Annotated in this window: 7 protein-coding genes; 5 read left to right on the top strand and 2 right to left on the bottom strand. The window is 48.2% G+C overall.

Features of this window, described 5'->3' with window-relative positions; all coding sequences use genetic code 11:
• Positions 1-279 precede the first annotated feature (279 nt).
• The gene (locus H6F91_RS04275) at positions 280-2,751 is read left to right on the top strand and encodes a glycoside hydrolase family 31 protein (protein WP_190775791.1); all 2,472 of its coding nucleotides are present in this window, start codon (positions 280-282) and stop codon (positions 2,749-2,751) included.
• A gap of 251 nt (positions 2,752-3,002) precedes the next feature.
• Here the strand turns inward: H6F91_RS04275 and H6F91_RS04270 are convergent, their stop codons facing one another.
• The gene (locus H6F91_RS04270) at positions 3,003-3,506 is read right to left on the bottom strand and encodes a pyridoxamine 5'-phosphate oxidase family protein (RefSeq protein ID WP_190775790.1); all 504 of its coding nucleotides are present in this window, start codon (positions 3,504-3,506) and stop codon (positions 3,003-3,005) included.
• A 629-nt stretch (positions 3,507-4,135) separates the two neighbouring features.
• Here H6F91_RS04270 and H6F91_RS04265 point away from each other — a divergent pair.
• The 4 genes from H6F91_RS04265 to H6F91_RS04250 all read left to right on the top strand — a co-directional run bounded on the left by H6F91_RS04265 (position 4,136) and on the right by H6F91_RS04250 (position 11,948).
• Positions 4,136-7,306 carry a PAS domain-containing protein gene (locus H6F91_RS04265; RefSeq protein ID WP_190775789.1) on the top strand — a complete coding sequence of 1,057 codons (3,171 nt, stop codon included), beginning with the start codon at positions 4,136-4,138 and terminating at the stop codon, positions 7,304-7,306.
• A 3-nt stretch (positions 7,307-7,309) separates the two neighbouring features.
• Positions 7,310-7,741, top strand: a complete 432-nt coding sequence (locus H6F91_RS04260; protein ID WP_190775788.1) for a response regulator — start codon at positions 7,310-7,312, stop codon at positions 7,739-7,741.
• The gene (locus H6F91_RS04255; protein ID WP_190775787.1) at positions 7,738-10,020 is read left to right on the top strand and encodes a GAF domain-containing protein; all 2,283 of its coding nucleotides are present in this window, start codon (positions 7,738-7,740) and stop codon (positions 10,018-10,020) included. Before H6F91_RS04260 ends, H6F91_RS04255 begins: the two co-directional genes overlap by 4 nt.
• 443 nt (positions 10,021-10,463) lie before the next feature.
• A complete protein-coding gene (locus H6F91_RS04250; protein ID WP_190775786.1) occupies positions 10,464-11,948 on the top strand; it encodes a peptidase S10 in 1,485 nt (494 codons plus the stop codon).
• Positions 11,949-12,033: 85 nt separating this feature from the next.
• On the opposite strand, the gene H6F91_RS04245 is transcribed toward H6F91_RS04250, so the two are convergent.
• Positions 12,034-13,197, bottom strand: a complete 1,164-nt coding sequence (locus H6F91_RS04245) for a WD40 repeat domain-containing protein (protein ID WP_206754899.1) — start codon at positions 13,195-13,197, stop codon at positions 12,034-12,036.
• Positions 13,198-14,229: the final 1,032 nt, after the last annotated feature.

Below are 14,229 nucleotides of genomic sequence, written 5' to 3'. Positions count from 1 at the left end.
CCCTACAGATTCTAAGAAAATCAACTACCGCTATAACTCTTCTCAAAACTAATAGCGAATCTGCCATTCTAAAACCTACTAAGGGGTGATGCCTTACGATAGGGCTAATATTCTAATACCGTTTTATATGAAGCTGCTCAGCGTTTAAAGTTTAGATTTCACGATATTAAATCCCTCTTCAGTAGGAGAGTAAAAGCAAGCTAATCCCAACGCAAGGGAGGGGCCGTTTTTGCGTTAACCATGACATCGTAATGCTGAACACGGCATCAACGCAGCACCATGAGTATTAAACGCTGGCTCTGGCAACGGTGGAAATTCGCCCAGGGGTTGCAATTCTATGCGACCTACGCACCGCTTGGAATGATGTACTCGTGGAAACGCGATCGCATTGAAGCCATGTTTCCTGGCCCCCCACCTGGGCAACCTGTTACTCCGGGCAAGCTCAATCAAGCAGAACCCATTGCCAATGGAGCTAAGTTTTACTTCGAAGAAGCAGAGCTCGAAATTTATTTCCTGACTGCGGATCTGGTGCGTGTCACGTGGCAACCAGGATTGTTACCTGTGCCCTATGCGATCGCCCGCACCGAATGGCCTGACGTGCCTGTAAACCTGCAAGATACTGAAGGGGGATGGTCAGTCTCCCCCATTCACACGGGAGCTGTCTCCAAAATTCAGGTCAATCAAGACGGTAGCTTGCAATTTTACGATGGCAACGGTCAGGTTTTCCGCCATACATTGCCTCCTGTACGAGCCGGAGTCGCCCTCACGGATGAAGCCTCCCTGCGTCCCGAAGAAGCAGTCTACGGCCTGGGCGAACGGGCCTTCCCACTCAACTTACGAACCGCTCGCGAGAAGATTGAGAAAGGCTCCCGCAAAGGTCAGCACACCGACCAGCCCAAAGTATTCCGAATGTGGAACTATGATGCGGCTGGGCGGTACATGCCAGAGCAAGACCCCATGTATCTCTGCATTCCCATCTACATGGGGTTAAATGACCTGGGCAGCTATCTGGTGTTCTACGAAAACTCCTTTGAAGGTTCCATCACCTTTAGTGACACCGCCAAGGCTGAGTTCACGGGTGGTAGCCTGCGCTACTACATCTCCAGTGGTAGCCCAGCCGAACTGCTTGAGCGGTATACCGACCTGACCGGGCGATCGCCCCTACCGCCCCTCTGGTCTCTGGGCTATCATCAATCTCGCTGGGGCTACCGCAACGAAGATGCCATCCGAGAAACCTACCGGAACTTCGAGAAATATGACCTGCCCCTCAGCGCTATCCATCTAGATATTGAAGTGCAAACAGGGTTCCGGGCTTTCACCATTGACCCCGATCGCTTTCCAAAACTCGGCCAGTTTGTGCAAGAACTTCAGGCCCACGATATCAAATTCATCACCATTGTCAATCCCGGTATTAAGTACGAACGCCACGGCACAGCATTCCTTCAGGGACGGATCCTTGAAGCATTCTGTACCACGCCCGATGGTGAGCTGATCGTTGCTCCTGTATGGCCCGGTTGGACCGTCTTTCCTGATTACACCCATCCGCGCGTCCGCCGCTGGTGGACACGCCAGTACGCCTACTTGTTAGAAGTCGGTGTCGCTGGGTTTTGGCACGACATGAATGAACCGGCTGTTTTTTCTGGCAGCGGTGATCCCTCTCTTCCAAAGGCAACCCGGCACTACATGGAAGGGCGCGGCGGCGACCATCGTGAAGCCCATAATGTGTATGGGATGATGCAAACCCAAGCCGCCTTCAGTAGCCTGCGGGATTACCGCCCTAACCATCGTCCCTTTTTAGTGACCCGAGCTGGATGGGCCGGTGTACAGCGCTACTCCTGGACCTGGACCGGGGATGTTTATGCATGTTGGCCTAATTTGAAGCTCACGATGTCTATCGTTATGGGTTTGGGGCTATCAGGTGTTCCTTATAGTGGCTGTGACATTGGAGGTTTCCAGGGCAATCCTAGCCCCGAGTTGTATCTCCGGTGGTTCCAAATGTCCTGTTTCTTTACCTTCTGCCGTACCCATTCTTCCAATAATGCTGAGCACCGGACTCCCTGGATGTATGGCGAGCCTACCGTCAGCCTGATTCGTGAAGCGCTGCGGCTACGCTATCGCATGTTGCCCTATTTCTATACCCTCGCCTGGGAAACGGCCCAGACTGGGGTGGCACCTGTACGTCCTGTCTTCTGGAATGATTCCAGTAATTCAAAACTATGGTCAGTAGATGACCAGTTCTTGTTAGGGGATGCTCTGCTGGTGTGCCCTGCTACGGAGGATGGGCAGCGATCGCGCTCCGTTATCCTTCCCAGTGGTCACTGGTACCACTTCTGGGACGATCGCCTGCTGGAAGGTAACACAACCGTAGAACTGGAAGCCCCCATTGAGCACATTCCCCTCCTGGTAGAAGCAGGTCGCATTCTCCCCATGAGCGAGAAGGAGGAATTAACTCTCCACCTCTACTCACCTCAGAATGAAAACCGCACCACAAAACTTTATAGTGATGCTGGAGATGGCTATGAAGAATCTCGGGTGGATTACTTTCATGTAAGGCGCGAGGGTCAGGGTATAGAGCTGATTTGGGAGCAACATGGAGACTATGTCTTCCCTTACAAATCCATCATTGTGCATGTCCATGGAACTACCGCACAGCAAAGCTGGATGGATGATGTAGAGATGCCCTGTGAGGAAAATCAGATACGATGCGATCATACATTCCATCGCATGTATATCGCTCTTAAGGAAGTCTAGACGCAAACCCAAACAAACGCATTTTAGCTATCTGAATTCTTATATTTTGGATAGCTAAATATGCTTTCTTGAGTACAAGAAAAAAACTCTAAAACCCAATTTTTTGTTGTGGGAGCTTCACCTTCACAACAAAATTGGGTTTTAGAGGTAGTTCTATTTTTTGTTCCGTACTGAAGGTGTTGTTATAAGAGAGAGGTAGGATTTCGTTCTACCTCTCTCCTTTTGGTAAAAGCTAGTGGGTGACAGCCATATTACTGCAAGTTGATCTTGGCATTCTCACCACTTCCTGCTCTTTCTCCCGTAGCCGTAGCCTTGATAAAGCCCAGAGTTTTGGCGACCCAACCTGCTGGCGAATCCCAATACTCAGCTTGCTCTACAGTGATTTTGAGCAATGCAATGTTAGGTTCATCTAACTCCTGCGGAAACCAGGCTTTAAGGGAGGGATGCCATAACTCCTGCATCTTTGTACGATCCCTTACTACCTCTGCTCTGCCTGAAATAGAAACATACGTTTGTTTGTCAGGGGCTGAGTAACTAACATTGACCTGATGTTCCTGCTCGACCTCGGCCACTTTATGAGAGGTTACATCGGTGAAGAACCAAAGTATGCCATCCGCATCAATTTCCTTGTGAGTTGCCATCGGCCGACTACGCAAGTAACCGTTATCGATTGTCGTCAGCATTCCATACTCAATGTCCTTGATCAGGCTTTGTAGCTTCTGAATCTGATTGCTTTGTTCAATCGCAGAAGTCATAGCTTTTCCTCTTCGGGTATATCTCTAGTGATAAACGAAGGAGCATTGAATCTAATCCAACAAAGGTTGGATTTTTCTTGTCAATTGTTCAATCAACACTCCGAATAGTTTTTCTAAAACCCTTGTTTTGCATGCGCTTAGCGCATGCAAAACAAGGGTTTTAGAAAAACTATCCGAACTAATGTTAAATATAGAACTCAAAAGATCGGGCCGCCTGCTTCACGGTCAGCACAATCTTTTGGATCTTATGGCAATGGGTGCATCCCACTTTTGCAGATTTAGAAACCCACTTTTGTAAGTGATATTATGTCGGGTTAAATGCTTATGATAAAAAGTGGTGCGACGCTTTGCGCCGCACCACTTTTTATCATAAGCATTTAACTTTACTTGTAAGTGAGATGCATCCTATAGCAACTACCTACTTAATAAAATGATGTTGCCGATTGATTACTTAAAAAACTTGATGTTGCTAGGGAAGTAGAACATGTATCCTGGAATAATTGAGATGTCAGCTTGCGAACCAATCTTAACAATAGTTAATTTAGTGGTCTTTCAACATACCGACGATAAAAACTATTCAAATTTTGTGTAAGTACTGAACAGTGCTAATTGAGGGGCAACTTAATATAATGATTCCATTCTTTTATGACAAGCTTATCTATTTAGTGCTGATTTCTCAGGGCAACTGTGACCCGTGGGAACCCCAGTTGATGTGGTTATCGACAGGTTCGGATGGCCTCATCATATTGGCTTTTGCTTTGTTTTTGGTGGTACGGCTTGCTTTTCTACTGAAAGCCAGCTCCGGCAAGGCAGGCGAAAAGGGTGGAAACGAATCCGCCCTTTCTGCTTATGTTAGTAGAACGAGCTTTGAATCGATTCATCAAGGACGGAACTTGCCCTACTTTTGGCACCAGTTTCTTAGGCTGCTTGGTGTTCATGTTGATATCAGCGATCGCACACTGGCTGAACAGACCCTAAAAACACAGCGAGATTTCAATCAGCTCATTGCTGAAATCACGAGTCGATTTGTCAATCTGAGCTCCGATAGTCTGGATGCAGAGATTGAACGAAGCTTGCAGCTTATAAGTGAGGTTATTCAGGTAGACAGCAGCTATCTAGTCACATTTGATTTAGATAACAGCACCATGAGCATGACCCACGAGTGGTCTCAACCTCACTGCCCCTGTCGAATTTCACATCTACAACATGTTCCTTTCGCTGCGTTTCCCTGGTCAGTCGCCAAGTTGCAACAACGAGAAATTGTTTATGTACCAAATGTTGCAGAGCTTGGCCCCGAGGCGGCAATTGATCAACTGGGTTGGCAGCGCTTTGGTTTAGTCGCAGTCCTCTCCGTCCCTCTGATAGGGCGTATGGGAGTTGTCGGGTTATTTGGGTTTGCTTCTTTCAGCCAACCTGTGCTCTGGAATGAGGAGACGGCTCGGCTGCTAGGAATACTGGGGCAAACCATTGCCAATGCTCGGCAGCAAGCACAAGCTGAGCAGCAATTAGCCATGAGTGAAGAGCGACTACGGTTAGCGCTGGGTGCTGCAAATCAGGGGCTTTATGACCTCAATATCCAGACGGGGGAAGCAGTGGTCAGCCCTGAATATGCTCTTATGCTAGGTTATGACGACCCCGTTACCTTTCACGAAACTCATGCCTGGTGGCTGGAACGCCTTCACCCTGATGATCAGGAACCTGTAGCGGCGATCTATCAAGCCTACATTGCAGGAACCCTACCCCAATACAAAGTAGAATTTCGCCAACGCACCCAGTCTGGCGACTATAAATGGATTTTATCCTCAGGTAGAGTCGTAGCATGGGATGCCGACGGCCAGCCGCTACGAATGATAGGAACCCATACCGATATTGATGATCGCAAACGGGTAGAGAATCAGTTGCATGATCTGAGCGATCGCCTCAACCTGGCCGTACAGGCCGCCAAAATGGGTGTGTGGGATTGGGATATCGCCAACAATCATTTGAGTTGGGACGATCGTGTTTACGAGCTTTATGGGCTTCAGCGGGCCGGAGACATTACCTATCGAGACTGGGAAGCGGTGATCTACCCGGATGATTTGGCCTACTGTCAGGCAACGATACATCAAGACTTGGCAGAGAGAGGCGAGGGGACTATTGAGTTCCGTGTGCAGCAGTCAGATGGTAGCCTGCGCTATGTTGCCTCCTATTACCTGATTGCACGGGGGACTGATGGTCAGCCCGTGCGTTGCACTGGGGTCAACTTAGATGTTAGCGATCGTAAACAAGCAGAAACAGAGCGGTTTCAGGCAGAAAAGCTCCGCCTGGAGTTAGCCCTGCTTGAAAACATTCTTGACGGAGTTTTGGCTGGATATTGGGATATGAACTTTTCAGCCAAAACCAACTACTGGAGTCCCGGCATCAAGCGGATGTTTGGATACAGGGAAGATGAATTACCGGATGAGGTTGATACCTGGCAGAAGCTAATTTTTGCAGAAGATCTACCAGAGACGTTGGCATGTCTCGATCGCCATATACAAAGTCATGGCGAGGAACCTTTTTATAGTGAAGTGCGATACCGACACAAGAATGGCTCCACGGTTTGGGTAATTTGTGCTGGCCAAGTGATTGATTGGGATATTACCGGGCAACCCTTACGGATGGTTGGTTGCCACGTAGATATTACACAGCTCAAGGAAACAGAAGCCCAGCTTCAAAAAAGCGATATTCACTTGAGGCAAGCTCAACGCATTGGCAAACTTGGTAGCTGGGAGCTTGACCTGGTTACTCAAAGAATTAGCTGGTCTGAAGAAGTCTTTCGTTTATTCAAACGTGACCCAGTCGAGGGGACGCCAAAATCTTTTAGGGAGCTTCAGCAACTGATTCACCCGGATGATCGCGACCTGCATCAGCGAAGCATCCAACAAGCCATTGACACTCACCAACCCTACGACATTGAGTGCCGTATCTGCTGTACCGATGGCTCTATTGCGTACATGCAATCTAAAGGAGAAACATTGGTCGATAAAGCAGGAAATGTGATCCTTTTAACCGGTACAACATTGGATATTACGGAACGTAAACAAATTGAAGCGAAACTGTTAGAAAAGACAGTTCAACTAAAAGCGTCTAATCAAGAACTGGAAGCTTTTGCCTATTCTGTATCCCATGATCTACGTGCTCCTCTACGGGCAATTGATGGGTTTAGCAAAGCCCTACTCGAAGACTATGGTGATCAATTTGACGCAGAGGGAAAGGACTATTTTGCTCGCATACGGCATAACGTCCAGCGGATGAGCATGTTAATTAATGATTTACTGAACCTCTCTCGTATTTCTCGCTATGAAATGCAACCTAAGACGGTAAACCTCTCCAAACTCGTAGAGCGGCAAGCAGCGGAGCTAAAAGCCTCAGAACCAGAGCGACAGGTAGAGTTTGTGGTTGCACCCAATGCGATCGTATCTGCCGATTCAACGTTGATGTCGGTGACAATCACTAACTTGATGGCAAACGCCTGGAAGTTCACCAGTCATCATTCCTCTGCACGGATTGAATTTGGCATAATCAAACAACATGGAGAATTAATTTATTTTATCCGTGATGATGGAGCAGGCTTTGATATGACTTATGCAGCGAAACTGTTTGGCGTCTTTCAACGCTTGCACAATACGGATGAGTTTCCGGGTACTGGCATTGGGTTAGCTACAGTTCAACGGGCAATTCATCGGCACGGTGGGCAGGTCTGGGCAGAGGCCGCTGTAGAGCAGGGTGCTACCCTCTATTTCACGATCCCTAAGCTACTCACCGGAGTAAACGCTTAAGCTATGACTTCCCTGCGCACCATTGTCCTCGTGGAAGATAATCCTGATGATGAACGCCTCACCATCCGTGCTCTTCGACGCGGCAAATTGGCAAATGAAATTTTGGTCGCTCACAATGGTGAAGAAGCCTTAGAGCTAGTTGGTAGGTTAGACTCGCTTCCCTGTGTCATCCTGCTCGATCTCAAATTGCCGAAACTAGATGGGTTGGAAGTTCTTCGAGAACTGCGGGCCAATGAACGCACTCGCCTGTTGCCTGTTGTTATACTCACCTCATCCAGTGAAGACCGAGATATTGTTGAAAGCTATAGCCTCGGTGCCAATAGCTATGTGCGAAAGCCTGTTGAGATGGAACACTTCACGGAAGCTGTGCGGCAATTAGGGCTTTACTGGGCGTTACTCAATGAACCGCTGCCAGAGGGAGGGATAGCGTTATGAGTGAATCCCTCAAGGTCTTAATCGTCGAAGATTCCGAGGATGATGCTCTACTGATATTACGGGAACTGCGCCGGAGCGGCTTTGATTTAACCTGGGAACGCGTGCAAACAGCGGATGCACTACGGAATGCTTTGATGTATCAATCCTGGGATTTGATTATTTCTGATTATCGCTTGCCCAGCTTTGATGCCCGAGCCGCTCTAGAAATTGTCCAGCAAAGTCAACTCGATTTGCCCTTTATTGTGGTGTCAGGCACGATTGGGGAAGAGGCTGCAGTCGCCCTGATGAAGAAGGGAGCCCACGACTATTTGATGAAAGGGAATCTAACCCGGTTGGCAGAGGCAGCACGACGAGAAGTGCGCGAGGCACTTGTTCGGGCAGAACGTAGGCATGCAGAAATCCAACTCCACCAGACGGCGGCACGAGAGCAGTTAATTCGCATGGTAACGGAGCGGATTCGACAGTCCCTCAATCTGGACGACATTCTGCGAGTTACCGTGACGGAAGTACGCCAGGTTTTACAGACCGATCGCGTGATTCTCTTCAAGCTCAACCCTGAGGGGCAGGGCCATGTTGTGCAGGAGTCCGTTAACGAGAATTGGCAGGCTATTTTGGGCCAGGAGATTGGCGATCTATGTCTGAAATTAGAGTTGCTCACTCATTATTTTGATGAACAGGTGCGAGCGATCGCCGACATTGACGATGCTCGTATTCCACCTTGCTATGCAAATTTCCTCCGGCAGTTCCAGGTTCGGGCTAATCTTGTGGTGTCTATCATGCAACCCAACGGGTTGTGGGGATTGTTAATTGCCCACCACTGTACTCAACCACGACAGTGGACAGAGGATGAAATTCAATTATTAAAACAACTGGCGAATCAAGTCGCCATCGCTATTCAGCAAGCTAATCTCTATCGACAAACTCAGTTGGAGCTGGCAGAACGCCAGCGGGCAGAAACTGCTTTGCAACAACTGAATCAGGAGCTTGAACAACGGGTACGGGAGAGAACTCAATCCCTGCAACAACAAGCTGAACAAGAACGGTTATTGCGTTTAATTATTCAAAATATTCATCGCTCGCTGGATTTAGAGGAAATTTTAGCAACTGTATTGAACGAAACCCGTCAGACGCTTCAGGTTGACCGGGTTGCGGTTTATCAATTTGCAGAGGATTGGAGTGGGGAGTTTATTGCAGAGTCGGTAGGAGATGGGTGGGTACCCCTGGTGGGAGGGCACATCAAGAAGAGATGGGAAGACACCTATTTGCAGGAAACTCAGGGAGGACGGTATCAAAATAATGAAATGTTCGCAGTTAACGACATCTATGCTGTTGGGCACGCCCGGTGCCACATCGATTTACTGGAGCAATTTCAGGCGAAAGCTTATGTGATTTCCCCCATTTTTGTGGATGAGAAACTCTGGGGCTTTTTGGCGGCCTACCAGAATAGCGGAGCCCGCGAGTGGCAATCCTGGGAGGTGAGTTTGTTACGGCAGATTGGCATCCAAACAGCGATCGCTTTACGTCAATCTCGCTTATATCAAGCAGCTCAAAGTCAGGTAAAAGCGCTGGAACAGTTGGGACAGTTGAAGGATGATTTTCTCAGTACCGTTTCTCACGAACTGCGATCGCCCCTGGCTAATATCAAAATGGCCATTCAAATGGTGAAGCTAAGCCTGAGCCATCCAGGGCTTCAGGGCGATCGGCTCACCCGCTACGTCGAAATCCTGGAGGAGGGCTGCACCCAGGAACTCAACTTGATTAACGACCTGCTGGACTTGCAACGTCTGGAAGCTAATGTTCAAGTGCTCGACTTAGAAAGCGTTGATTTGAATGATCTGCTAGTTTCTATTGCTGAACCCTTTTTTGTTCGTACTCAGGAACAACAACAGCAACTCACTGTGGACTTGTCTCCTGATCTCCCCTGCATCACAACGGATGTATCGGCACTGAACCGAATTATCGTTGAACTGCTACACAACGCCTGTAAGTACACGCCGCCCCATGAGCAAATTATCCTAACGTCCTGGGTTAAGGATAGGACTGTGCAAATTCAGGTCTGCAACTCTGGGGTAGAACTTCCAGCCGACGTTTTACCTCACCTATTTGAGAAGTTTTACCGCGTCGCCAATGTCGATCGCTGGAAACATGGTGGCACCGGCCTAGGACTAGCCCTGGTAAAACGTTTAGTGGAACATTTAAGCGGTTCTATTAAGGCAGAAAGTTTTAACGCTCTTGTTCGATTTACCGTGCAACTTCCTCTTGAAATACAGGAATCGTAAATGTTCAGGGCTTACGCATTTATGTTGTGTGTGATGTGCTTCGCACACTACACACAACATAAATGCTCCAAATATGGTGAGCGTGCGTAAGCCCTAATATTTTTTGAATGGTAGGGTAATACATGCTTTGAACCAGAAGGTTATTGAACGTGCTTCGTACATCCAAAAAATCTACAATCAAGACAGAGTTCGCGCAGTGCACTTTTTCCGGGTTTTAGGATGCATTTGCAATCTACAAAACTATTCGCGGCGGTCCTCATGGTAAGCTTCAAAGCCGAGAGTTCGTGCTTGTAGGGCACGAACTCTCGGCTTTGAAGCCCGAAGACCGCTCACCTGAGACGAGCGATTTTCGGGCCGGATTCTAAAATGAGCATTGCTGAACTGTTCGAGTTTGTGGAAGTGTTGTTAACGTTTAAGTGAGAAAATACGCTGGGAAGCATTATATGTCCGATTCCTTCACCTCTACAGCTCGTAAATCTAGCACGACAACCCATGTTCTCTCCCTGGCGGATGGGGCGATTCACTATACGGCGATCGCCGAGTGGCAACCTCTGTATGAGCGTGAGAAGGCGATCGCCGAAATATTTCATGTGGCTTATTTGGTAGATCATCAGGGCTCAACGCCCCGTCCGCTCACCTTTGTATTTAATGGTGGGCCTGGTGCTGCTTCTGCCTATTTACACATGGGGGCATTAGGCCCAAAGCGGATTGCCTTTGGGGAACAGGGAGACTTACTGCGACCTCCGGTCAACGTTGTCGATAATTTAGAAAGTTGGTTGAGCTTTACAGATCTGGTGTTCGTCGATCCGGTAGGAACGGGTTTTAGCCGGGCTGTTTCCCCTGAGAAGGAGGAGGCTAAAGCAGATGAGAAGCCAAAATCTGAGAAGCCGGAGGAGAAAGAAACGGAATTTTGGGAAGTTGAACGAGACCTGAAAGCTTTGGGAGAGTTCATTCAGAACTTCCTCTCGAAACATAATCGCTGGCTATCGCCTATTTTCATTGCTGGGGAGAGCTATGGAGGGTTCCGAGTGGCGAAGCTAGCTCGTAAATTGCAACAGGAATTTGGTGTAGGGTTGTCAGGGGCTATTCTTATTTCTCCGGCACTCGAGTTCAGTTTATTAGAAGGAACTGACTACAACCTGACGACTTGGGCGACGGTGCTCCCTTCTATGGCAGGGTCGGCAGCTCACCATAACCGTGCCCAATTGGCTGGCGAGAATTTGCAGACTCACCTCGCGGCAGCTGAATCATTTGCCCGCAAAACCCTGATTCCTTTACTAGCTATGGGAGACGCTCTCCCTGAAGATGAGCGGCAACAGGCTTACCAGCAATGTGCAAATTTAATTGGGCTGCCTGTAACGTTAGTAGCCCGCCACGGTGGACGCATTGGTATTGAAGTATTTGCCCGAGAATTGCTACGTGATCAGCAACGCATTGTGGGCCTGTATGATGCCTCGATTACAGCGATCGATCCCTTCCCCGATCGCCCCCTCTACGAAGGCACCGACCCCACCTTAGATGGCCTGGATCGATTGTTTACAGGGGCTATCAATAGCCACCTACGAGGTACGTTAGGGGTTGAAACAAACTTGACTTACCATTTGCTGAATTTTGATACCTTCAAAGCCTGGAAATTCGAGCTCAAAGGTGGCTTGAAACAGGGTTTTATTGGTGCAGTGGATGATTTGCGGGTTGGAATGACCTTGAATCCCTACATGCAGGTTTATATCACTCACGGATTGTTTGATCTGGTTACACCTTATTTTGCTTCCAACCATTTAGCTGACTTGATGAAGCTTAATCCTGCAGTGCGCCCCAATTTAACCATTCGCCATTTTCAGGGTGGACACATGTTTTATACCTGGGAAGCGTCCCGTCATCAATGGTTTGGTGAAATGATGCAATTTTATAACCGGGCGATCGCTTAAGCCTCCAACACAACTGCTGCCTTAAAGATGTTTTTCGTGCGCAACGCGCACGAAAAACACGTCTCCTAGCAAAGCGCTTAGAATCCTATTCACGTGAAAGAAATATACTCACGCTGCCATCTCGTCTGCCGATGGCCAGAGCTCGTCCATCGGGCCGAAATGCAACGCTTAGCACAGCACTCGTGTTGCCCTGGAATGTTCGGACAAGCCGCTGCTGCTCGATGTCCCAAAGCCGAACGGTGCCATCCAGACTTGCACTCGCTATCAGGTGCCCGCTGGGGCTGAAGGTCAATCCTGTAATGTAGTCGCTGTGGCCCCGCAAGGGTTCACCAACCTCGCTGAAGTCTTCCGCATCCAGCAGGTGAATTGTGTTGTAGTCTTCACGGTTACCCTCCGGTACGGGGCCCGCAGGACTTTGCATATCTGGGCTAAAGGCTAATAGTTGCCCATCGGGGCTAAAGGCCAGGGTTTGAATCGAGCGAGCATAGACCCGAGAGGTAAGAATTGGCTCCTCTTCCTCCTGCCACTCCCATAGAGACCCCATTCTGTCGGCTCCGGTGACAGCTAACGTGGCACCATCAGGACTAAAGGCAATTTTGTTAACCGCCTGTCCAGTTGTAAGCAGGTATTTCTGATCACCCGTGTTGACATCCCAGAAGCGAATCGTGTTATCACCACTACCACTTGCCAGGGTTTGTCCATCGGGTGTGAAACTGAGCGAGTTTGCAATATCCGAGTGGCCTGATAAGGTGTGAACCAATTGCCCTGTGCGCCAGTTCCATAACCGCACGGTTCCATTCAAACTACCACTGGCTAGAAGGCTACCATCGGGGCTAAAGGCAAGGGACACAATCTCACGATCGCCCGCATTCACGACAATATTTTGCACACGTGCGGGGTTTCCAGGATCATTTCTGAGGTTACGAGTATCCCATACCTTAATCGTGCGATCGCCCCCTGAGGTTACCAGAAACTGCCGATCAGGGCTAAAGGCAACCGCGCGAACTGGGCGATCGTGGCCTCCCTGGGTTTGAGTGTAGGTGATGACAGAGCTTGTCCCTTCTGCCCAGCTTGGATCAGCTTGGGTATTTGTTGCTTGGCTAATGAGAAGAGATGAATGAGACGGTGTTGGAGATGGAGTAGATGCGGAGGCGATCGCCTGATTTGTCCCATAGGACAGGCCTAAAATCGTGGCTAAGGTCAGTGCAATTTGTCCAGGTTTGGGGGAGTAGAACCTTCTAGAGAGCATGGAAATAATCCAGTAGTCTGCAATGGAATGAATTGACCCAACCGTACCCCAAATTGGAGGATAGCCCTTTGCAGTTATCGGTAAAGTAGCCTGGATAAAACGGACATTTAATTTCTCATTTTCTGCACCAACGCCTTTCATCACTGAAAGTACGGTGGCTTGAATTTGGGTTAAGAACTTCGAGTAACGCGCTTTGTACTACCTTCGAAACAGCCATTCTGATGTACTCTGCACACACCAAAATGGGCAGTGGAACTTATCTCACATTGAGGCTACAGTACTTGATGTAATCTTTGTGCTTTCGCTTGATGTAATCTTTGTGCTTTCGGACGCTACAGACACTTTAAACCTGCATAGTGAAGAGAAAACACAGATTTAAAGGTGGTGCAAATTTAGCGATCGCTAAACTTTGAAGCTTCGCCAAAATGCACCTTCAAAAATAAGATTACCAAGCCGAGCTCATCAATAATTTAATAGATTGTACCACTCAATCTTGCTTGATCAAATTTTAACGGAATTATTACGGATTTCTGCTTCTTGTCGTCTTTAACTCCTAATTTCTTTAACAACCAATACGAGAACCGGATTTCGAATCGCAATCTCATTTGCAATTTTGGCAAGTTCTACTACATCCCGGATAATGGCACCCAGGCACCTACTAAAACAGGTCTAGGGCTAGTTAACAGCCTAACTCTATTCAGCAGGCTGTGCCGTTTGCGAAGCACACAGCATAGCTTTTTGGGGCTTCATATTTAATCCTACCTACCGCTAGGTAGTTCAATGCTTAGTATCGTGTATTAAATAGCCTGTAATTCTTTTTGTGGGAGGGGCGGCTTCGCTGCCCCTCCCACAAAAAGAATTACAGGCTATTTTGTTTGTAATCCTTAGTAAGGCAACTGGGAGTTCAGTGAAGGTATTGAACAGAAGCAAACCTGTCTGTTTTGCGCTAAAATTAGCGACTTTATCTTAAGTATTAGACATTTTATTAACTAAGAATTTTCATCCTACTTTAGGGTGGTTTTAGACAGCCTT

The sequence above is a fragment of the Leptolyngbya sp. FACHB-8 genome (genome assembly GCF_014695575.1).
Classification (GTDB): domain Bacteria; phylum Cyanobacteriota; class Cyanobacteriia; order Elainellales; family Elainellaceae; genus Vacuolonema.
The sequence above is the reverse complement of the archived record's forward strand: the minus strand, read 5'-3'. Positions and strand labels throughout refer to the sequence as shown.

Coding starts and splice junctions, on each gene's coding strand:
- H6F91_RS04275 (WP_190775791.1), top strand. CDS start 280: ATGAGTATTAAACGCTGGCTCTGGCAACGGTGGAAATTCGCCCAGGGG.
- H6F91_RS04270 (WP_190775790.1), bottom strand. CDS start 3,506: ATGACTTCTGCGATTGAACAAAGCAATCAGATTCAGAAGCTACAAAGC.
- H6F91_RS04265 (WP_190775789.1), top strand. CDS start 4,136: ATGATTCCATTCTTTTATGACAAGCTTATCTATTTAGTGCTGATTTCT.
- H6F91_RS04260 (WP_190775788.1), top strand. CDS start 7,310: ATGACTTCCCTGCGCACCATTGTCCTCGTGGAAGATAATCCTGATGAT.
- H6F91_RS04255 (WP_190775787.1), top strand. CDS start 7,738: ATGAGTGAATCCCTCAAGGTCTTAATCGTCGAAGATTCCGAGGATGAT.
- H6F91_RS04250 (WP_190775786.1), top strand. CDS start 10,464: ATGTCCGATTCCTTCACCTCTACAGCTCGTAAATCTAGCACGACAACC.
- H6F91_RS04245 (WP_206754899.1), bottom strand. CDS start 13,197: ATGCTCTCTAGAAGGTTCTACTCCCCCAAACCTGGACAAATTGCACTG.